Origin of the sequence: Aneurinibacillus sp. XH2 (assembly GCF_001439585.2) — a bacterium.
Taxonomy (GTDB): domain Bacteria; phylum Bacillota; class Bacilli; order Aneurinibacillales; family Aneurinibacillaceae; genus Aneurinibacillus; species Aneurinibacillus thermoaerophilus.
In genome coordinates, this window is record NZ_CP014140.1 from 1,702,387 (window position 1) to 1,722,082 (window position 19,696).

The window sequence follows — 19,696 nt, forward strand, 5'->3', positions numbered from 1 at the left end:
TCAAAAGTTATGAGCCAGCCTCTTTGGTGTGAAACGGTACATACATATAGAGACTTATTTCTTTTGTTCATGTTAGTTGGCATTAGCGTATGGGGGATTTTCACCTGGTCGCTCCATATTTCTCAAGGTTAAGCATGGGGTGTCGATGATTATGTTAAAGCCCCACCTTTTGGCATTTGTAGACCTCCTGGTTATGACATTTATTTTTTATAGAGTAAAAACAACGGAATTCATATTTGTTACTATTTGGTATATATAAGCTTCATTTTTTTTCAAACGATAGGATAACGGACTGTCCGATCAGGCAGTCCGTTTGTATGTTTTGCTTGATGCTTCCGTGCAAAAAATTGATCATCCAGCACTGTGAAATTTCTAACATTAGATTGTGAGAAGCGTCAACCTTTTGTGGATTCCAGCCATTCGGCATAACATTCGTCACACAGAAGTTCATTGCGTTCAGTATTGGAATCATAAAAAGTAACGCAATGGGCATTTTGCATATCATGACCGCAATAATAACATGTATCAGCCATTGTGTACCTCCTTCATTTGTCCTGCGAAATTTATGGCTACCTTTATTTTTTTATATGGAACAGAAAATAATGAGGAGGAATGCAGATATCCATATTTTTCAAGATTTTTGTGTAGGATGATGGCTATTCGGGGTGCGTTCTGGAGAAGATATTCACCATTTCTGTTTTGCCTACATATGTTAATCAGGGCCACATTTTCATACAGGAGGAGTTGACACGATGCAATTTTATTATGGAGAAAAAATGCCGCTCCGGATTCTGGATGAAGGCGAATTTTGGAAACTACAGGAAGCAGAACATACACAGGTGATTCGCGCTTTGGTACCGAATCTGGAGCCCGTTTTTGTTCAGGCGCTCCAGGGTTGGGAACAGGCTTTTTCACAAACGCAAGCCGCTTTTGTCAGATATATTGAACGAGTCGTTAGATTAGGTCATCGTGTAGATTCGATGGTATACAATGAAATCATGCAGCTCGTATGCTGTGCGCTCGGACAGAGCCATCAGTTTGTTCAGTTATTAAATCAACTGGGAACGGAAAGTAGTGCATTAAAAAATAACCCGACTGCAATCACGGTTTTGAATCATATTCGTCGCGAGTCCGAATACTTTATTGGAATCGCGGAAGCATTGCTGGGCCATTATGCGTATACGTAGGAGAACAAAAGGGATGAAGGAACTGACGTTTTAAGCATTCAGTTCCTTTTCTTCATGTGGCGACTATGTTGTGATATCGCCTGATTATCCGGGTATAGCAACTTATATGCGCGCAGCGCCAATTGGAGCGCCAACTGGTTTTCTGGAGACATAAAATCTTGTCCAAGCAGTTCTTTGATTTTTTCTAGTCGATAATAGAGAGACTGTCTAACGATATAAAGTTTTTCGGACGCAAGCTTTTTTGAGCCGTTGTTTTCTAGATATACCTTCAACGTGTAAAGGAGATCGCTTCCTTTAAGCCGATCTTCTTCAATTAATGGGCCGAGGTAACGATGCACAAATGATTCAAGAATATTACCTTCCTGAAGATGAATAAGCAACTGAAACACGCCCAGTTCATCATAAAAAATTAGCGGCTTTTGATAATAAGGGTACAGCAAAAGCGCCTGCGTTGCTTCCTGGTAACTGAGATGCGCATTTTTAAACTGGCGATAAGATTGTCCGACTCCGATGCGCAGATGAAAATGGCCGATTTTTTGGTTTGCGTTTGCCTCTTTGATATAGTCTAATACTTGTTGTAGTCTTTCTTTGGTTTGGAGTTTTTTCTTTGATTGCCCGAATGATGTCAAATCAAGGGCCATGACTACAAGCTGGTTATTTTTAAGAGTGATGAATGGACGAAAGGCATGCTGTTCAAAAGCGGAACGCAATAGCAAAGAAAGATGGAACCCTATCGATTCAAGCGATTCCTCTGAAATGCTTTCCTTCTCATTGGGAATGTGCTCAATTTCAAATAAGCAAACCCAGTAGTTCATTTTGTTGAGTTTGTTGTAATCCGGGCCAATAAGTGTTTTGATATGCTCTTCCTCGTTGAGTCGATTGTGCAATAAATCATTCACCCACAAATTTTCGGCATGGAGTTTTCGCTCTTCCATATAACGCTTTCGTAATAAATCCTGGGCGATAGAAAGAGAGGCCGAATCCAATAACAAATCATGATATTCGCTCGGCTCTTGTTTGCTCGCCATCGCGATTAATGCCCAGACTTGTCCCATGGCACCTACAGGCTGTAGAAGCATGGTTTTGTCTTCCTTTTTTAAACGATAAGAAGATAGATTGAAAGGATGCTGGCATAATTTTTGCAAATGTCCATAAAGAAAAGTCAGCCAATCATTTTGGGCAATCGGCTCCAAGGTGGGTATAAAAACCGGCTTTCCTTGGGTTGGGAGGTAAACGATTTGCGTTTTCGTACTGTCGTGCAGCAATTTTAAAACATTCAAAGCACCTTGAGAAGTAAGGGATAGACGGTGAAATTCCCTTGAAACACTTTCAAGCTTTTGTAGCATTTGATAATGGCGATTAATGATTAACGGGTGCAAATCCTGCGTGATATCCACAAAGCGGACCGTTTTCAGAAAGATAATCAGCGGAAAGTTATGCTTGTTGGCAAGCTTAATCATCTCGTCAGGAACGGACTCTACGTATTGCCCGATTTCTAAACATAAGCAGGAGACGTTCGCGTCTATTAATTTTTGCAGATAGGATGCGAAACGTTGTCCATCCGATTGAAAACCAATGCCGGTTGCCAGAATCATTTCTTCTCCGTGAATTAGGGTGTCAAAATGAGAGGTTTCAAGAATATGAACCCAGCGGATACGGCGATGCAACCCGTGTTTTCCGGCAATGATGCGTGCTTCTTGAAATAGGGGGCGCTTTAATACATCGTTTACTGTGAGTATAAATTCAGAATGCACTGCGATTCATCCCCATTCCATTCATTTTTTATTTTTAATGTTATTATAAGTTTAAAATAAATGGTATTATTTTTGACATTTTGTCTAGTGTAAGCGTTTCATAAGCTTTGCTATAGTGAAAGAAACGCTACAGCATGTAAACAGATGTAAGAATAATGGGGGTGTGTTTTATGACAATTGCAAAAGATAAAGTAATGACATTGAAAAATTTTGTAGGTGGTAAATGGGTGGAAGCTGCTACTTCTCGTTACGAGGAAGTACCTAACCCAGCAACAGGCGAAATTATTGCTTATGTTCCGATATCCTCACGGGAAGATTTAGACAGAGCGGTACAAGCGGCGAAGGAAGCGTTTAAAACATGGAAGAAAACACCGGTGCCGCGCCGCGCCCGGATTCTCTTCAAGTATCAGCAGCTCCTTGTTGAACATTGGCAGGAATTGGCTCGTCTCATTACGATTGAGAATGGCAAAAGCTACGAGGAAGCGTATGGCGAAGTGCAGCGTGGCATTGAATGCGTGGAGTTTGCGGCGGGAGCTCCTACGCTGATGATGGGCACCCAGCTTCCTGATATTGCCGCTGGGATCGAGTCCGGTATGTACCGTTATCCACTCGGGGTTGTAGGCGGTATTACACCGTTTAATTTCCCGATGATGGTTCCGTGCTGGATGTTCCCGCTGGCGATTGCTTGCGGAAATACGTTTGTGCTAAAGCCGTCGGAGCGTACGCCGCTTTTGGCGAACCGTCTTGCCGAACTGCTTATGGAAGCCGGGCTTCCGGATGGAGTGTTAAATATTGTGCATGGAGCGCATGATGTGGTAAACGGTATTTTGGAACACCCGGACATTCAAGCAGTATCGTTTGTCGGCTCACAGCCTGTAGCGGAATATGTATATAAAACAGCAGCCGCGAATTTAAAACGTGTGCAGGCTCTTGCCGGCGCAAAGAACCATTCGATCGTTATGCCGGATGCTGATTTGGATTATGCCGCCAAAAATATCATCAGCGCCGCTTTCGGTTCCGCCGGTGAACGGTGCATGGCTTGCTCTGTCGTAGTGGCTGTCGGAGAGATCGCGGATGAACTCGTAAGCCGCCTGAAAGAGGAAGCGGATAAAATCAAGATTGGAAACGGGCTTGAAAAAGGCGTTTTCTTAGGACCTGTTATTCGCGATTCGCATAAAGCGCGCACGATCGGTTATATCGAAGCGGGCGAAAAGGAAGGCGCATTGCTTGTCCGTGACGGAAGAAAAGATGCAGCGGTAAATGGTCAAGGCTATTTTATAGGTCCTACAATTTTTGATAACGTAACAACGGAGATGTCCATCTGGAAAGACGAGATTTTTGCCCCTGTTCTTTCCGTTGTCCGCGTAAAAGATTTGGATGAGGCGATTGAGCTTACCAATAAGTCTAAATTTGCCAATGGTGTATGTCTTTATACGAACAGCGCGAAAGCGGTACGTCAGCTCCGTGATGAAATCGATCCGGGCATGATTGGCATCAATCTCGGAGTGCCCGCGCCGATGGCTTTCTTCCCATTCTCAGGTTATAAGAATTCGTTCTATGGAGATCTTCATGCCAACGGCCGCGATGGGGTTGAATTCTATACTCGTAAAAAGATGGTCACCGCGCGCTATTCGTTTTAACTGAGGAGGTGAAAATATGTCTATGTTGCAAAACAAAGTTGAGGATGTAATTGCCAGCGACCGAAAATATTTGTGGCACCATATCACGCCTTATAATGAAAAGGTTCCTCCTACGGTAGCTGTAGAAGCGAAGGGGGCATGGATCACGGATATCAATGGAAACCGTTATCTGGATGGAATGGCCGGATTATGGTGCGTGAATGTCGGATATGGAAGGGAAGAGCTGGCGGAAGCAGCGTATGAGCAATTAAAAGCGATGCCGTATTTTCCGCTCACACAAAGCCATCTTCCCGCCATTCAACTGGCTGAAAAACTAAATGAATGGCTCGAAGGAGAATATGTTATTTTTTTCTCTAACAGCGGTTCTGAAGCGAACGAGATAGCCTTTAAAATTGCGAGACAATATCATGAGCAAAACGGCGAGCCGAGCCGCTACAAGTTTATTTCCCGCTACCGTGCTTACCACGGAAACTCCATGGGTGCTCTGGCGGCGACGGGCCAGGCAGTGCGGAAATATAAGTATGAACCCCTGGCACCCGGTTTCATTCACGTTCGTCCCCCGGATAGTTACCGTCGCCCTGCTGGGCAAAGTATAGAAGAATTTAATATCCAATGCGCCCAAGCGATTGAAGAAACGATAATTTGGGAAGGCAAGGAAACAGTGGCCGCCGTGATTATGGAGCCCGCGATTACAGGTGGCGGTATTATCGTTCCGCATCCGGTTTACATGGAAAAAGTGCAGGAGATTTGCAATAAATACGGTGTGCTGCTAATTATTGATGAGGTGATTTGTGGATTCGGGCGTACAGGCAAGAAATTCGGTCATATGCATTTTGGTGTACAACCGGACATTGTGACAATGGCCAAAGGCTTGACAAGCGGTTACCTTCCGCTTTCTGCGACGGCGGTTCGCAGGGATATTTATGAGGTGTTCAAAGCATCGGACGAATACGGTTATCTGCGTCATGTTAATACGTTTGGCGGCAATCCGGCGGCTTGCGCGCTCGCTTTGAAAAACCTGGAGATTATGGAGCAGGAAAATTTAATCGAACGTGCACGTGTACTCGGTGAACGTTTGCAGGAAGAAATGAAGGAAATGGAGAATCATCCCTTGGTCGGGGATATTCGCGGCTTTGGATTTCTGCTTGGCATTGAACTGGTAGAAGATAAGAAAACGAAAGAGCCTGCCGCACCGGCGAAAGTAGGCCAGATTATCGCGGATTGTAAAGCGAATGGTCTGATCGTTGGCAGAAACGGCGATACTGTAGCGGGCTTTAATAATGTAATTGTCCTCTCCCCACCACTATCCGTTACAGACGAAGATGTAGCATTTATTGTGAGCACATTGAAGCGCGTGTTGAAAAAACACTTATAGCGGTAAGATGTGAAAAATGGAAATTGATTTTTCGTAAGAATGAATCCCCGAATTAGGCGGAAAGCAGTCTGATTCGGGGATTGGTTTTTAATTTACCATATTTTTATTATGTAAAATAAAAATATGGATTACAAAAGATTTAAGATAAAGAAATCCCACTCTTTATTTCTGCGCGTCCTTTCGCTTTTTTGTAGCGGTTAGATCATCGACAACATGATGGAGCCCTCTTGATAGCGAAGAAAGTACAGAAGACAAGGTATGGTTTGAACTTGAAAAAAATATATATGAAAACGAGGTGGGATAACTTGATCCGAAACTTTTTGACCAGTCTCGTTGTTGCGCTTGTTTTTGCTCTATCTATGTCGGCATGCACTTATTTTTCCGAACATGATTTTAGGAATATGTCTGCAGAAGTATCAAGCAACGTGCCTGATGCCCAAATGACGCAAGGAGAAGATGCTGCAATTCAAGGCACGTTCGATATGTCAGAGCCCCTGCTGACGGTGTCTGCGCAAAATGCTGCGGATTTTGGGTTGCAGGCTGCGGAATACATGAATGATTTGATTATAACTAGTGCCGACTTACAGGGGAGTATGCAAAGTGAATTTAAGCTAGAAGATTGGAGCAAAGGACTTGGTGAGAAGCTTAACGCTTACGAGGCTGCAGTAAAGAAAGCTATGTCTATTCCGAAACCGCACCCGCAGTTGAATAGGCTGTATGATTCTTATTTGGAAATGATACGTCAGTATGAGAGATTTGCAATTTTAATGCGGAAAGGCATCGAATCGGGGGATTTGACGACAATCAAAGCGGCTTTTGCACAGGCTGAAAGCATGGAAAAGCACTACGACCGGTTGATGCGGAATGCATCCGGCAAAGCAGTCGGTGCGCCGGAGGAATCAGTGATATCATCGGTGAACGGCAGCTGGTAAAAATAAAACGCTCTTTGAGATGATCGTCTCAAGGAGCGTTTTATTGGTTATTCTATAGTTTTAAGGAGTTTTCTTTACGATATTTTTCATGGGGCTTTTTCTTTAAAAATTAGCACCTGATATTAATAGCTAGTGTTATAATGTTGTATTATAAATCTTAGGAGGGAATGGATATGCAGAGTTTCTTATCTAAGGCCAAGCTTACAGCTATTGGAACTTATGTTCCGGAGCGCGTACTTACGAATTTTGATTTTGAAAAAATGGTTGATACGAGCCATGAATGGATTTTCAGCCGAACCGGCATCCGGGAACGGCGCATTGCTGGGCCGCAGGAGTTTACTACAGATTTATGCGTGGCGGCCGTAAAAGATTTAATACAAAGATATGAAAAGTCCGTACGAGATGTAGATTGTATCTTAGTTGCCACGACGACGCCAGATTATGGTTTTCCGAGTGTTGCCAGCCAAGTGCAGGCTCGGTTAGGAATAGAGAATGCAGGGGCAATTGATTTAAATGCGGCGTGTGCGGGCTTTGTGTATGCGTTGCAGATGGCGAACGCTCTGATAACGTCAGGCGTAAACAAAAAAGTGCTGGTTATTGGTGCGGAAACAATGTCCAAAACAGTGGATTACAGCGACCGTACTACTTGCATTCTGTTCGGGGATGGAGCAGGCGCTGTATTGGTAGAATATGACGAAACGAATCCAGGTTTTTTGGCTTCGCATATGACTTCTAACGGAGAAGGTGGCCTGTACCTGTACCGAACCGGACTGTCTCAGAAAATGGAAGGGCAAGAATTGAAAAGCAACGGCTGCATTGTCCAAAACGGGCGAGAGGTGTATAAATGGGCCGTTACCAGTGTGCCTTTGGAAATGCGGTGTTTGATAGAAAAAAGTGGATACCAATTGGAGGACGTGGACTGGTTTGTCCCACACAGCGCGAACTTACGCATGATTGAGTCGATTTGCCAGCGCAGCGGTTTTCCGCTGGCAAAGACGTTGTGGAGTCTAGAATATTATGGGAATACATCATCCGCTAGCATTCCGCTGGCATTGGACAAAGGGGAAAAAGAAGGGAAACTACATACGGGAGATAAGGTTATGCTCTACGGATTCGGAGGAGGACTTGTGCAGGCGGGTCTATTGATAAATTGGACGCTATAAATGTCTTAGTCCTTAAATGTTCATCCTATCAATCAGAATGCAGGAACGGATGCGCTAACCGGCTCCCACATAAACATGAGTTTCCGATAGACTAATCAATTTTCTTCGGCGCGGAATAAGCGCGAAGAAAGGCCGATGAACAGCCTGGTTGTGCTAAAATAAAGACGAAACCGAAACACTCCAGACTTTTTTATCAATTGTCGGAAAGGGAGAGAGACCGCTTGAGAAGATGGAAGTTTATAGCCGGGTTATTGCTTTGTTTTATACTTGCGCTTGCTGCCTGCACTGGGGAAACCGACACGCACGAAATGCCGTTAGAAGGGAAGTTCGTGATCAAACCAGAATCTAGCAAAGCGGGCGAAACGGTTACGATTTATGTTGAAGTCACCCAGGGCAAAGAAAAAGTGGACGATGCTTCCAGCGTCGAATTTGAAATAGGAAAGGTCGGGCAGAAGACTGGCGAGCGGATACAGGGTAAACATCTTGGAGAAGGGCGGTACGGCATTGAGAAAGTTTTTAAAGAAAAAGGAAAATATAAGGTATCTGTGCTTGTGAACGCCCGCGGTCTTGCTATGCCGTCCACGCAAACGGTGACCATTGAATAAGACAGCGTTCCTGTATACAAGGCGCAACGAGAGAAAGCGGAAAATACGTTCCGCTTTTTATTTTTGAAAAAAAAGAGGGTGCTAAGAGGCGCACCGAGCAAGGAAGGATAACCGGGGATTTAAAAGAGGTATCCTACGAGGTTTTCACTGATTATTTTATCCTGATAACAAGGGAGATGAAACAAGAATCGCTCGTCAAATTCTACTCTCTATGCGCAATAAACGACAAAAAACAATAAAAAAGCGCCTGGATTTGTGAAGATACGATCGATATGTGTAGTAGAAATGCGGGTTAGTTGCATCAATTTTGGAAAGAATATGTTTATGTATTGGCATAGCAGATTTTTGAGAACGGGAAGAGGGAAAAATTTATGGATGATAATCGCTTCCAAACGGAAGACAAGTGCGCCGAACAGCTTCGTTGTTGGGTTCGACAGTACCGTAAGTATACCCTTGAAGGCGCATGCGCGTCGTATATTCCCGCGCTTCAGCATGTCAACCAGAGCCAGCTCGGCATTTGCATTATTGGTCATAACGGAGAAGTAATCAAGGCAGGTGAAGCGGATGTTACGTTTACCATGCAAAGCATCTCGAAAGTTATCAGTTTTATGGCCGTTTGTCTCGATAAAGGAGTTTCCTACGCTCTGGAACGGGTTGATGTAGAGCCGACAGGAGACCCGTACAATTCGATTATGCGCTTGGAATTAAAAAAGCCCAGCAAACCGTTTAATCCGATGATTAATGCGGGCGCTATTACGATCGCATCTTTGCTTCCGGGAACGACAAAAGAAGAAAAGTTTGATTCTTTGTTAGAATTGCTTGCGAAGTTGTTAGGGCGTCATCCCAAGGTGGATGAAACAGTATTTATGTCCGAGTGGAACACCGCCCATTATAATTTTGCGCTTGCCCACTTTCTAAAAGCTGAAGGATTCCTCGAATGTGAAGTGGAAGAGGCGCTGTACGTATATTTACGGCAATGCGCCATTGAAGTGACCACCGAAGATTTGGCGCGCATCGGGTTGATTCTTGCCTGTGATGGCTACCATCCGTTGAAAGAGAAACAGATGATTCATCCGGAACTTGCCCGTCTGACAAAAGCGATTATGCTAACGTGTGGCATGTACAACGCTTCCGGAAAATTCGCTGCTTTTGTAGGAGCCCCTTCCAAAAGCGGAGTTTCTGGTGGAATTATGACGGCGGTTCCATCGCGGATCCACAAAGCTACGCCGTTTCACAACGGCTGTGGCATCGGCATCTACGGTCCGGCGATCGATAAGGCCGGCAACAGCGTCGCAGGCGTTAAGCTCCTTGAGCATATATCGAAAGAGTGGGAGTTGAGCGTGTTTTAATATTGACATTCCAAACTATTCATATTACAGTCATTTATATAAATTAGTTATTTAACTAACTAAGAGGAGAGAAGGAAATGGCCAGACCAAATGTCACTTCGAAAGGAACGTTAATTGATTCGGCTAAGAGATGTATTGTGGAGCATGGAATAGAAAAGCTGACGTTAAAAGCGGTAGCAGAAAAAGCAAATGTGACACAGGGAACCGTATATTATCACTTTCGTACAAAAGAACAGCTTATTTTTGAAGTCGTTCGAGATGTTTGCTACACTTCATGGGCCAATTTAAAAACCGATCCGAAGCCAGCAATTGAAAAGATTAAAGAAGGACTCATTTCTGCCCAATCACGAACAAAGGAAGATTCCTGTTACCATCAGTTATTTTTAACGTTAATTGTATTTGGATTCCAGAATGAAATGATAAAAAATCAATTGAGTCAACTTTTGGACGATGAAAATGCGTTTTTAACAGATCAACTCTCTAATATATGGAGTTGTTCTCCTATTGAAGGAGTATCTTTAAAAACTTGGGGGATTTTATTGAACGCATTAGTTGATGGTCTTGCATTACAATCTTTAATTTCATCTAACTTTTCATCTGAAGAGGTCTACAAGGAATTGGAAGTTATTCTGCTGAAACTAACAGAAAAGACGCAAAAGCATTGATTTAGTTGCTCTTATCTTGTTAAATTACCTGGGTGAAAATAACTTTATACGATAGTGTCTTTTAAATAAAGGAAGGGCAAAGAGGATGAACATGTTTACACACAAATTAGGTCTTACATTTCTTTTTTCTTTTCTTGTTTGGTTAGGTGCAACGATGTTCTTTGTACTTTTTGGAGACTTAGTCCTAGTGGATCCTAGTAAAGATAACTTTTTGGGAACTTTCTTACTTCTAGAAGCTGCGACAGCTATTGTTTTATATGTTGTGTTACTTATTTATAAAAAACTTGACAAATCACCGTATGCAAGTATTAAACTTGGAATTTGGGGTTCTGCGATCGGTTTGTTTATTGACACTTTTTCAGTATGGAATCATTCGATTGTTTTTCCAAAACTTTCAGAAGATCAAGTCATTGCGTTCACGATCTGGATGGTATGTGCCTATGCTATGTATCTGATCATTCCACTGGGATTATCAAATAAGAAGGAGTAGAATAGAGAAACTAAATGTTATTATTTCTGCTCTTCTTAAAATCTTTAAACGATATAGGTGCTTAACGTTTCGACATTTCAGGCAGGCAACTAATGTTAGTTATAGAAGAGGGGAAAATTGACGCCACTTTCTTTAATTACACGGAAACTGGGGGCTGTCTCAAAAGTCATGAGCCAGCCCCTTTGGTATGAAACGATACCTACATATAAATATTCATTTGTGCAAAAAATCTAAATATATTGTTTCGAGCGATAGAAAACTTCCTCACTTACACTTTTGGAACACCCTAAGTTAATTAGTCAACATGAATCTGTGAAAGTAAATATAAAACAAAAAAGAAAACGGGCCGATAACTTGGTTTATGTTGCTTGTGGTTTCCTTCACAAGTATGCCATATACCTACATGAGAATTTATGAAAAAGGGTTATACAATGGTATATCCTTAAGAAAGAGTATAAATCTTAAGAAAGTCTTAAGGATTATAGATTACCAGAATAGCATCATATCAATCTTTTAAAGGGGTACAAGAAATTTGTACCCCATTTTGTACCCCAAAAATAAGGAAAAACGAAAAACTCAGTCATAATTGATGACATTTTCAACAACTTTGACAGCTTCCATTTCTTTTATTCTAAGGGAATGTGCGTATGTTTTTAAGACCATCTCAACCGAATCTCCGATTATTTTTGCCACTGTCGTTACTGGTATCCCCTTAGATATTAAAATGGAAACGAAGGAATGGCGTAACGCATGGGGTGTAACTCTTTTTATAACACCTGCTTCAAACGCTCTTTCCAGCATATATTTAGGATATTCACGAGAAATAGGTTCGGCTGTTTGAGGGTTAATTAGTATATAATCATCATCTTTTAATTTCATACCAAAAACAAGTTTTCTTTCGATGGCCCACCGTCTATATTTTTTAAAATGTGAGATTAATGATGGGCTAACATCGATTGTTCTGGTACTTCTTTTGGTTTTTGTAGTTCGTTCACCGAGATGGTCTCGGGTGCCAGTGATGTGAATCACATTTTCCTTAAAATCAATATTTTTCCATTTTAGTGCTAACGCCTCACCTTTTCGCATTCCTGTAGAAGTTAGCAATAAAGCAAGGGTGTAATGAGTAATTCCCTCGTATTTTTTTAAATAATCCAGCAATCTTTTGATTTCTTCTTCACTTAAAATATCTTTTTCTTGAATTTCATGATAATTCGATCTGAGTTGTGGTAGATTTACATTCCTGATTCTGTTTTTATCAAGAATTTCATCATCTACAGCAGCGTATATCGCATGATTAAATACATGATGTATTGCTCTTACTGTCGCTGCTGAATATCTTATAGAAAGTTTATTGATAAATTCTTGATATCTAGATTTTGTCAATTTCGATAACTTAATCTTTCCGAGTTCAGGAATGATGTGTTTTTCAATAGCATAGATGTATTGATCTAATGTGCTTGGTTTCCATTTAGGTTTATTTCGAGAATACCAAGTATTAACCCATTGCTCTATTGTAATATTTTGATTTTGAACTTGCTGTAAATTCCCTTTTAAAATCTCTGCTTTTAATTCGATTAAAGCTAATTCTGCATCTTTTTCTGAGTTAAAGCCTTGTCTGCTTTTTTCTCTCCTTTTTCCATCTTGATCATAAAAACGGTAACGAAAAGCGTATTTCTTTTCTTTCCCATCTTTGTACCAATAGATATGTTCTTTTTTTGTCTTATATAGTTGTTGTCTAGCCATTTTTTCACCTCATTTATTCACCGGGCGGGTGTTTAGAGATGCGGGCAGACCTATTGCATCACCTCCTTTAAATAAAGAACGTACGTTCTATTAATCTGTAAAAAAATATAGTTAAATGAGAATTACTGAATCTGTTTGTGTTATTATTTTATAACCCCACTATTTAAGTACAATATAACTATTTAACAAAATAATGAAAAAATGATTATTAATTACTGTATTTTTTATAAACACTGTACAGCATTATCTATCTGCCCTTTTAGTTTTTGTATATTAAAATAGCTTCTCACATTTCAATTTGACCAATTCGACTGGTACTTGATATATGGAAGCTATTTCGTAGATTGATAGATTTTCAAAGTTGTCATCAGGTATTAATAATTCGGCAGCGAAAGTATTAGCTTCACGTTCGATTTTATTTACAGAGAAAAATGTATTCATCGTCATGAAAGGCGTGTTAACTCTGGTATGTAGTATTGCGTGCCCAAGTTCATGGGCACATACTACACGTTGAAAATTATTATCCAAGTTACAATTAATGACTATATACCGATTCCGACGATCGTATTTGTAATAACCATTTATTTGTTTATGTAAATCCCATTTGATAATATGTATGTTCATTCTTGCTGCGATTTCGAATGGGTTGGAAGTTTTGTGTTTATTAATTAAAGTCTTTACTTTTTCTTTCAACCACATAAAATCACTTCACTTCGTTAATAATACCTATACTAAAAGCTAAAATGTTGTATATAATAAGCGTAAGAATGTCTTTTTGAAGGGTGTGAGATGATGAAAATCCTGTTTAATGAACATAAAAAATTAATTAGAAAAATTGCGGAGCAGGTTATTGAAGAACAAAAACATGCATCTCAACACTCCAAAATAGTTCGTCAAGAAATATCAGAACACAAGAAGCGAATGGAGGATAGAAGGAAAAATTTCTTACTTATTCGAAATAAATAGCTACTGGAGAAATAATTAAATCACCTTCTTCAATAATTCCGAAAGGTATTAGAATATCGTAAAATAGCCCAGATAAACCATTAATTATGTCATCTTGTGCGAATTCCTCTGTTGTAACTTTTTTAACTCTAGATGTTATTTTCCCTAATAAAGTAATTTCTAGTGAGTTTTCATCTACGGTATATTTAAAAGCTAATTCGGATGCAGATTCTCTCAAATATTTTTCTTTTAATGGAGAAACTGCATTTTTTATTTTTAAAAATGAAGAATAAGGTAAAACTTCTGCTAAATATTTTAATGCCTTTTCCACTTCCTTTAAATTTGTAGTATTAACATTTGCTTGTTTTTCCAATTTTTTGATGTTATCTTGCGATTTTCTGATTTGCTGTTTAATTTCTGGGGATTTGTTAGTTTGATAATTCATTTCTAATATTTTTAATTGAGATTCTATTGTAGATTTTTCTTTGTAAACCATTATTTTCCCTAATATTTCAGGTTGAATCATCTTTAATAAATAATTGAAGTCAATAATATTAAATTGAGCTTTTAAAATTATATAATCACCAACATTGGCAGAATCGATTGTAAATAACCTTTTTTCTTCTTTTAATTGTTTTTGAAATAGTTCAAGTGCATTATCGTGTAATCTAGTTGAAATAATTTCTTTACCCGCTTCCGTTTGTGTAGATATAACTTTTTCACCTGAATATGTTCCAGGTTGAAATACTCCCTTAATAGCTCCTTTTGGAGAATTAAAAATCAACGGTATTTCAAACCTTCCTGTATCCAAAGTTGCTTCGATTTGACTTCTACTGTTGTAGCCAAATTGTTGTTGCAATTCATCTGTAATTTCCTCGAAATTTTCTTTTGTTATTTCTGTTGGTAAACCATTATTTTGTTGTGCTAAAAATGAATGTAAAAAGTCAGTATCTAAATAAATAATTTCTTTCATTTTACATCCCCCTTCACACTTACTCCTCATCTCGATACTTCTTCGGAATATACTTCTTATTAATTTTCTGCGTTTGTCGGAAAATGTACTCCATAGATTCAATAAGCGATTCTTTTGCTTCTTCTGATAGAGGTTCACCAGAAAAGGCTAGACCGTCAGAGTTTTCAATTTCCTCTTTGAATTTTTGTAAACGCTTGGCGATGTCTTTTTCGTCTTTATCCGATAATTCTTTTTTTTCTTCTTTTTCTTCTAAATAACCAGCTAATATCATTAACTCTTCGTAACTTGTATTATAGGCTTCTGCTATAAGTTTGAGAGTTTCAGGAGTAGGCTTTACAGGCTTTCCGGAACGTTTGTCAAAACCTTTTTCGATTGTATCTAAATATGTATGGCTTATACCGATACGTTTGCTAGCATCACGTAAAGACTCTTTTCCCCTGAGTTTTTTTAAATAGTCACCCAAAGTTCCCAAAATAATCACCCCCTGTAATACACACTTTACACCACGAAATCAAAAAATAATAGAAAAAAGTTGTAAATCATTGTTGACAACTTTGTAATACATGTAATACAATACAGTCAAGGAGGTGTTATACATGACTTACAAAAATAAATTAAGAGAAATTCGTCTAGAAGTAGGTATGCCTGTTTCTGAACTTGCTAGACGAAGCAAAACAACTAGACAAACAATTACTAATATTGAGCTACATGGTCAAGAACCTTCTGTAACGCTAGCTTTAAAAATCGCTAAAGCATTAAAACGAGATCCGTATGATATTTTTTTTACGAATGATGTTATACATGATTTACAAAAAGGTGATAAAACCGCATAGGAGGTGATCAAAATTGGACAACGCTAAGGCGATTGGTAACAAAATAGCAGATGCGTGTATAGCAAATGCAAATAGCGGAATAGAGCCCGCAGAGATAAAAAAACGTAATTGCGAGCTCATTCGAGAAGAAATTAACCGAATACCTATTGACGAATTAGTAGATTATTTTGAAGACGCAATACTTGTTAAAAGTGAATTGGCGCTTAAAATTACATTTTCATTTCCATTAAAATTCAAAGATTTAACTTAGTTTTTGCATAATTAAGTCCTATTTCTGTTAATTCATAGGAAATTTGTAGTCCATTAGAATTACAACGCCAAGAATTAGTATTTTCAGAGGATTCAGCGTAACCATCCTCTATCAAATATTCTAAAGCGTTTGTGTAATGAAACCATTCATCACTGTTTTTTGCAAAAAATACTCCTGTTGCATTGCCAGTTTTTTGATAGTTTTCGAAAGCTAATTTTATTAATTCAATTTCAAATTTATTCAAAATCTACACCTCCTTCCGCTGTCAACATTGTACAGAAAAGGAAGGAATCCTTCAAAACTATTAGGAGGTATCGAAATGAACGAATTACAAATCATCGAATACAAAGGACAACGTGCTTTAACTACTGCTCAACTTGCTGAAAGTTATGGGACTGATAGCAGACGTATTCAAGAAAATTTCAATGCGAATAAAAGTCGTTATAAGCAAAACAAACACTTCATCTTACTTGAAGGTGAAGAATTAAAACGATTTAAAAACGAATACGGAAATTCCGTAGTCGCTCCAACAGCCAACAAGCTTTATCTTTGGACAGAAAAAGGAGCTTGGCTTCACGCGAAATCATTAAATACAGATAGAGCATGGGAAGCTTACGAAATGTTAGTGGATGAATACTATCGAGTTACCCAAGAGAAACAGCTTCCACAAGATCCAATTGAACTAGCACTTGAAACATCATTAAAGAATTATCAAGAAATCAAAGCTTTAAAAGGCGATGTAGCTTATTTAAAAGAACACATGCGAATCGATGGCGCGCAAGAATACGCTTTAAATTCCCAAGGTAAAGCTAAAGTGCTTGAAGTGCTTGGTGGGTACGAATCGCCAGCTTATAACGCTGTTGCGCGAAAAGCGTTCGCCGAATTATGGCGTGATTTTAAACGCCATTTCAACATACCACGTTACAGCGAATTACCAAAAGCAAAATTTGATGAAGCTGTTTACTTCATTAGCAAATGGCGACCAAGCACTTCATTGGAAATTGAAATTGAAAGTTACAACAAGCAAACACAATTGAAATTAGTTAAATAAAAAAGGCTGTTGAGCAGGAGGGCTTTTGATGATTCAACAGATTCAACAACAACCATCTGAAAGTGTTGTGATTAAAGCGATTCTTAATGCTTCAGGAATCACCGAAGAAAAAATAACTCAACAAATTAGTGAACGGATTGATGAATACATCTGTGAAGCATTAAGACTGAAAGTGCTATTCATTGACTTAGACCAACTGAAAGAAATCCTCCCATTCGAACGGGATTTCTTAGAAAAACATATTTTATGTGATCCTCGTGTCAGAAAATATCAACGACGTAGAGGGCCACATAGCAAAAGGGTTTGGCTTTGTGAGCCAACTTTAAAAGTAATTGAAGAAATCATTATGAATGAATGGGAAATTTAAAAAACTACACAAAATAGGGCGGGTATAGAGGTCGGGCAAAACCTCTACTAATATAGTAATCTTACGCAAAATAACTTGGTATTCCGAGATGGAATATATTCCGAATCGGAATATTTAGGAGTGAAAATGTTGCAAATAACCCAGGAATATCACAAACTGCTCAAGTTTTTTCGTAAAAAAGCCAAAATGACGCAAGAAGAGATTGCTTACGAGTTAAATATGACGCAATCAACTGTAAGTAAGTTAGAAAGCGGAAAACATATTATCGATTTACAAACCTTCATGAAATGGGTGCAAGTTACGAACTGCGAAGTGCACGCTGCTGCAATGATGTTTGGTGTTGATGTACTAAGTAACGCGTTGCAGTTACTTCAAATGATACCAGCATTTATAGGAGGGATGTTCATTTGAAAGAGGGCTGTCGTGAAGTGAGTTGGAACATGCGATTGCAGGAAGTGTTAGAACAGACGGCAGAGTACGACATGAGCTTGATGGACTCTGAACAAAACCAAGCCTATCAACAACGTCTTGAACTGAATCGAATCTTGCTCGAGATGGAAGAAGCAAAGCAAGAAGCTGATGAATTCTTGAAGCTGGCTGATGCATACAAAGCAGCAGGCGAAGAAAAAGGCTACCAAGCAGCATGGGCCTATCACAAATTGAGTATGAAACATTATCATGATCTGTCTCACTACTACACAAAAACAGCCGCCATGTGCGCGAACACGTGACGGCATAACTTCAATTATAAATTAATCATATGTGAAAACTTATGTCTTTGCAAGTCCTATTCGGGCTTGCTGTAGGGGCCGGGAATTCCACCTCCTAATCACATCTTTTCTCTCTGCCTGGCTCCTACAGCACTTCCGAAAGGAGGGATGGGCTATGAAGTAAAGACATAAGCCCTCTGTCTTCCAACCTTTACTATCTTACAGGGCGATGCCCTGACTTTTTGGCCCGATTGGACAAGCCTACAGTCGGTGCAAGTCCGACAGGGCCACCACAACAAGAACTACATAGGCGCAGCCATCGGGGCTGTACAGCCAGCGTAGGGGTAGGGGCGCTGGCAACTCTGAAGAAAGGTGGTGAAAAGAATATGCTCAGCTTAGACAGATTCTCACAAGGTCTTGCAGATCCACAAGAAGCGCGTGTTGTTGGAGAATGCCTTTGTTGTGGTGGGGAGGTCTATGAAGGTGAAGAAGTCTGGGAAACAGACGAGGGATATCTCCATGATGAACATGATTGTATTCGAGGGTACATTGCTAATTTTGCAACTGAGAAGGTTGCAGGGTAAATAAAAAATGACCTGCTGCAACAGGTCACTCATTGACAAATATCATTTGCGGTCATTGTACCACGTCAGGCGCGGTGGCCGCAAGTCGAACCTTGAAAACTGAACAGGAGGCGAAAGGAATGCGAGCAAACGTACTCGCACGCACGCTGAACATGGACCGGGAAACATGGCTGAAACTTCGCAATCAGGGTATCGGCGGCTCGGATGCTTCGGTTGTTCTCGGTATCAACAAATGGAAAACACCATTTGAGCTGTGGCTTGAAAAAACCGGACAAGTAATACCACAGGAGAGCCAAAGTGATGCTGCATACTTCGGAAGCCTATTGGAAGACATCGTAGCTAAAGAATTTGAAAGACGCAGCGGCAAAAAAGTCCGTCGGAAAAACGCCACCTTACAGCATCCTGAACATGAATTTATTATCGCGAACATAGACCGGATGCTTGTAGGGGAAAAAGCCATTTTAGAATGCAAAACCACCTCTGCTTACAACATCAAAGAGTGGGAAAGTGAAGAGGTTCCGGAAAGCTATATCGTTCAGGTTCAGCACTATCTTGGTGTATTGGGACCTGAATACAAAAAGGCGTACTTCGCTGTATTAATCGGGAATCAGAAATTCGTCTGGAAGGAAATTGACCGGGATGATGAGTTAATCGAAATCATCTTCCAGAAGGAAATTGAATTTTGGAATCATCACGTTCTCGCCAATGTAGCCCCGGCACTTGATGGAACCAGTGCGGCAGAAGAATATCTAAAGAAAAAATACACCCACGCTGAAAAGGGGAAGGCTGTTGATCTCACTTCTGAGTACAAAGAGAAGATTGATGAGTACTTAATGCTTAAGGATTCCATAAAGTCTTTGGAAACTCGGATGAAAGAGATTGAAAACCAGATTAAACATGAAATGAAGGATGCGGAACTAGCCTTTGTTCAAAACTTTCAAGCTGAATGGAAAACCATACATTCTAACCGGGTAGATAGCAAAAAGCTGAAAGAACAGTTCCCGGACATCTATAAACAGGTGATGAAACCAACGATTTATCGTCGTTTTGACATTAAGGAAATTAGTTAATTAGGAGGGA

24 protein-coding genes are annotated in these 19,696 nt (G+C 40.0%); 17 read left to right on the forward strand and 7 right to left on the reverse strand.

Annotated elements, in window-relative coordinates:
- Window positions 1-262 precede the first annotated feature (262 nt).
- Window positions 263-472, reverse strand: a complete 210-nt coding sequence (locus ACH33_RS19190) for a hypothetical protein (protein ID WP_156424024.1) — start codon at window positions 470-472, stop codon at window positions 263-265.
- Between the two features lie 280 nt (window positions 473-752).
- On the opposite strand from ACH33_RS19190, the gene ACH33_RS08450 reads away from it, so the two are divergent.
- Window positions 753-1,187: a DUF2935 domain-containing protein gene (locus tag ACH33_RS08450; protein WP_057898618.1), complete on the forward strand. Its 435-nt coding sequence runs from the start codon at window positions 753-755 to the stop codon at window positions 1,185-1,187.
- 38 nt (window positions 1,188-1,225) lie between these two features.
- On the opposite strand, the gene ACH33_RS08455 is transcribed toward ACH33_RS08450, so the two are convergent.
- Window positions 1,226-2,941, reverse strand: coding sequence for a PucR family transcriptional regulator (locus ACH33_RS08455; protein WP_057898619.1), 1,716 nt, complete (start codon window positions 2,939-2,941; stop codon window positions 1,226-1,228).
- A gap of 170 nt (window positions 2,942-3,111) precedes the next feature.
- On the opposite strand from ACH33_RS08455, the gene ACH33_RS08460 reads away from it, so the two are divergent.
- From ACH33_RS08460 to ACH33_RS08495, 8 genes are all read left to right on the forward strand, one after another.
- A complete protein-coding gene (locus ACH33_RS08460; protein WP_057898620.1) occupies window positions 3,112-4,581 on the forward strand; it encodes a CoA-acylating methylmalonate-semialdehyde dehydrogenase in 1,470 nt (489 codons plus the stop codon).
- Between the two features lie 16 nt (window positions 4,582-4,597).
- Window positions 4,598-5,956 (forward strand): aspartate aminotransferase family protein, encoded by a 1,359-nt coding sequence (locus tag ACH33_RS08465; RefSeq protein WP_057898621.1) that lies wholly within the window; start codon window positions 4,598-4,600, stop codon window positions 5,954-5,956.
- Window positions 5,957-6,240: 284 nt separating this feature from the next.
- Window positions 6,241-6,888: a hypothetical protein gene (locus tag ACH33_RS08470; protein ID WP_139184910.1), complete on the forward strand. Its 648-nt coding sequence runs from the start codon at window positions 6,241-6,243 to the stop codon at window positions 6,886-6,888.
- A gap of 173 nt (window positions 6,889-7,061) precedes the next feature.
- Window positions 7,062-8,051: a ketoacyl-ACP synthase III gene (locus tag ACH33_RS08475; protein ID WP_412674785.1), complete on the forward strand. Its 990-nt coding sequence runs from the start codon at window positions 7,062-7,064 to the stop codon at window positions 8,049-8,051.
- Between the two features lie 221 nt (window positions 8,052-8,272).
- Window positions 8,273-8,656 carry a FixH family protein gene (locus ACH33_RS08480; RefSeq protein WP_057898624.1) on the forward strand — a complete coding sequence of 128 codons (384 nt, stop codon included), beginning with the start codon at window positions 8,273-8,275 and terminating at the stop codon, window positions 8,654-8,656.
- 371 nt (window positions 8,657-9,027) lie between these two features.
- Window positions 9,028-10,005 (forward strand): glutaminase, encoded by a 978-nt coding sequence (locus ACH33_RS08485; RefSeq protein WP_057898625.1) that lies wholly within the window; start codon window positions 9,028-9,030, stop codon window positions 10,003-10,005.
- A gap of 77 nt (window positions 10,006-10,082) precedes the next feature.
- Entirely contained in the window at window positions 10,083-10,670 is a 588-nt protein-coding gene (locus ACH33_RS08490; protein ID WP_057898626.1) for a TetR/AcrR family transcriptional regulator, read from the forward strand.
- 91 nt (window positions 10,671-10,761) lie between these two features.
- The gene (locus ACH33_RS08495) at window positions 10,762-11,160 is read left to right on the forward strand and encodes a DUF5367 family protein (protein WP_082706175.1); all 399 of its coding nucleotides are present in this window, start codon (window positions 10,762-10,764) and stop codon (window positions 11,158-11,160) included.
- A 576-nt stretch (window positions 11,161-11,736) separates the two neighbouring features.
- Here ACH33_RS08495 and ACH33_RS08500 read toward each other — a convergent pair.
- From ACH33_RS08500 to ACH33_RS08515, 4 genes are all read right to left on the reverse strand, one after another.
- Window positions 11,737-12,903: a site-specific integrase gene (locus ACH33_RS08500; protein WP_057898628.1), complete on the reverse strand. Its 1,167-nt coding sequence runs from the start codon at window positions 12,901-12,903 to the stop codon at window positions 11,737-11,739.
- Between the two features lie 273 nt (window positions 12,904-13,176).
- Window positions 13,177-13,602, reverse strand: coding sequence for an ImmA/IrrE family metallo-endopeptidase (locus tag ACH33_RS08505; protein ID WP_057898629.1), 426 nt, complete (start codon window positions 13,600-13,602; stop codon window positions 13,177-13,179).
- Window positions 13,603-13,852: 250 nt separating this feature from the next.
- Complete coding sequence (locus ACH33_RS08510; RefSeq protein WP_057898630.1) at window positions 13,853-14,821, reverse strand: DUF6414 family protein; 969 nt, start codon at window positions 14,819-14,821, stop codon at window positions 13,853-13,855.
- 19 nt (window positions 14,822-14,840) lie between these two features.
- Window positions 14,841-15,302: a helix-turn-helix domain-containing protein gene (locus tag ACH33_RS08515; protein WP_442854480.1), complete on the reverse strand. Its 462-nt coding sequence runs from the start codon at window positions 15,300-15,302 to the stop codon at window positions 14,841-14,843.
- 115 nt (window positions 15,303-15,417) lie between these two features.
- Between ACH33_RS08515 and ACH33_RS08520 the strand changes: the two genes are divergently transcribed.
- A complete protein-coding gene (locus ACH33_RS08520; RefSeq protein WP_057898632.1) occupies window positions 15,418-15,654 on the forward strand; it encodes a helix-turn-helix transcriptional regulator in 237 nt (78 codons plus the stop codon).
- Between the two features lie 13 nt (window positions 15,655-15,667).
- Entirely contained in the window at window positions 15,668-15,904 is a 237-nt protein-coding gene (locus ACH33_RS08525; protein WP_057898633.1) for a hypothetical protein, read from the forward strand.
- On the opposite strand, the gene ACH33_RS08530 is transcribed toward ACH33_RS08525, so the two are convergent.
- Window positions 15,888-16,148 (reverse strand): hypothetical protein, encoded by a 261-nt coding sequence (locus ACH33_RS08530; RefSeq protein ID WP_057898634.1) that lies wholly within the window; start codon window positions 16,146-16,148, stop codon window positions 15,888-15,890. The genes ACH33_RS08525 and ACH33_RS08530 overlap by 17 nt on opposite strands.
- A gap of 75 nt (window positions 16,149-16,223) precedes the next feature.
- Here ACH33_RS08530 and ACH33_RS19665 point away from each other — a divergent pair, with 75 nt between their 5' ends.
- The 6 genes from ACH33_RS19665 (at window position 16,224) to ACH33_RS08560 (ending at window position 19,686) form a co-directional block, all read left to right on the forward strand.
- The gene (locus tag ACH33_RS19665) at window positions 16,224-16,955 is read left to right on the forward strand and encodes an ORF6C domain-containing protein (protein ID WP_162265015.1); all 732 of its coding nucleotides are present in this window, start codon (window positions 16,224-16,226) and stop codon (window positions 16,953-16,955) included.
- 28 nt (window positions 16,956-16,983) lie between these two features.
- Window positions 16,984-17,322, forward strand: coding sequence for a hypothetical protein (locus ACH33_RS08540; protein ID WP_057898635.1), 339 nt, complete (start codon window positions 16,984-16,986; stop codon window positions 17,320-17,322).
- A gap of 126 nt (window positions 17,323-17,448) precedes the next feature.
- Window positions 17,449-17,733 carry a helix-turn-helix domain-containing protein gene (locus ACH33_RS08545; protein ID WP_057898636.1) on the forward strand — a complete coding sequence of 95 codons (285 nt, stop codon included), beginning with the start codon at window positions 17,449-17,451 and terminating at the stop codon, window positions 17,731-17,733.
- Entirely contained in the window at window positions 17,730-18,053 is a 324-nt protein-coding gene (locus ACH33_RS08550; protein WP_057898637.1) for a hypothetical protein, read from the forward strand. Before ACH33_RS08545 ends, ACH33_RS08550 begins: the two co-directional genes overlap by 4 nt.
- Before the next feature lie 365 nt (window positions 18,054-18,418).
- On the forward strand, window positions 18,419-18,616 hold the full coding sequence (locus ACH33_RS08555) for a hypothetical protein (protein ID WP_057898638.1): 198 nt from the start codon (window positions 18,419-18,421) through the stop codon (window positions 18,614-18,616).
- 119 nt (window positions 18,617-18,735) lie between these two features.
- A complete protein-coding gene (locus ACH33_RS08560) occupies window positions 18,736-19,686 on the forward strand; it encodes a YqaJ viral recombinase family nuclease (RefSeq protein ID WP_057898639.1) in 951 nt (316 codons plus the stop codon).
- The last annotated feature ends 10 nt before the right edge of the window (window positions 19,687-19,696 follow it).